Source organism: Bovifimicola ammoniilytica (assembly GCF_025567085.1).
Taxonomy (GTDB): domain Bacteria; phylum Bacillota; class Clostridia; order Lachnospirales; family Lachnospiraceae; genus Bovifimicola; species Bovifimicola ammoniilytica.
On the sequence record NZ_JAOQJN010000023.1, the window covers coordinates 1 to 1272 of the forward strand.

The 1272-nt window shown below is 39.5% G+C and carries 2 protein-coding genes; both read left to right on the forward strand.

Features of this window, described 5'->3' with window-relative positions; all coding sequences use genetic code 11:
• Positions 1-965, forward strand: a 965-nt coding sequence (locus tag OCV48_RS13915) for a hypothetical protein (RefSeq protein ID WP_262559975.1), incomplete at its 5' end; no start/stop codon positions are given.
• A gap of 75 nt (positions 966-1040) precedes the next feature.
• The coding region (locus tag OCV48_RS13920; protein ID WP_147592278.1) for a hypothetical protein at positions 1041-1272 on the forward strand (232 nt) is incomplete at its 3' end.

Below are 1272 nucleotides of genomic sequence, written 5' to 3' on the forward strand. Positions count from 1 at the left end.
TTTTATGTGGAGAATCTGCTATTGAATGGCCTTGGGAATATAAGACACTTTCTGAACAGTATACATCTGTTATAATTGAAGGTAAGGAATACACCTCAACTGGTATAGCCATTGATAGTTCTTTGATTGGAGAGCCAATTGGTGTATATGATGTGGAAGGCTATGATTCCTATACAGATAAAAAGCATCAGATGCAAGCAGAGGTTTTTGAGAATAGTGGTATTTCCGCAGAACACATTATTGCTGTCAAATTAGGCAACGAATATTATACATTCACATATGGGGAGTATAATCCACCTGCTACTTTAGGTGAAGTATTAGATGAATATAACCTTGCCAATGTTCTTGAGTTCAATCGTTTTAGAACATATAGCGGTTCTACTGAAAATGGATATTTCCAGATTGATGATGATGCATATATTTGGGATGTGTTGAGTAATTGCCGTGATGCTACATTTATCCAAGATGATACTTGGAATGGCAGTGAACGAGATTATATAAGTTTTACTGCAACATCAGATGCCCTTGGTGTATACAAGCGAGTATTTTATGTATCCAGTGATGGTTATGTCCGCACAAATATTTTTGATTATGCATATACGTTCCAAATCGGAGAAGAAGCAGCAGGTAAAATTATTTCCTATGCAACTGAAAATGGAATCGAAACTATAGACGAACCATACACCAACACTCTTGCAGGAACGATAACGGAAATTTCCAATGGATATATTTGGGTTGATGATTCTATTTTGTGTAAAGACGCATCTGAAGGCTTGATTTTTAAGATTCCGATGGATGACTTGAGAATTAGTCGTTGTATTGATTATGAAAAAATAGATATTGGAGACGTGGTTGTCGTATCCTTTACTGGAACTATTGATGTAGAAGCAGGATATGTTGTAAGTGGCGCATATTCTGTAGATAAAGGGACACTTTCCGATGGTGGAGTACCTGTTCCAGAATAAAGCAACAAACAAATATAAAGAAGCGTTCATCTACGGATGGGCGCTTTTTTCATGCCTGGAAGGAGGTGTTGTGGCATGAGGGATAAACTCAAAGGCAAACGCATTATGGTCTGGATATTCATGGGCAATGCCAGAATGTATGAAGCCCTGCGCGATTACGGAGACCGCATCGACACCATCGGTCTGTTTTCCTTCAAGGTGGATAAGACCGGCACCATCACCGAGAGCGGTGTTGCTATCAGCAATATGCTGACCTACATCAACAAATGGCCCCACATCCGTTGGCTGCTTACCGTTGCCAATGACG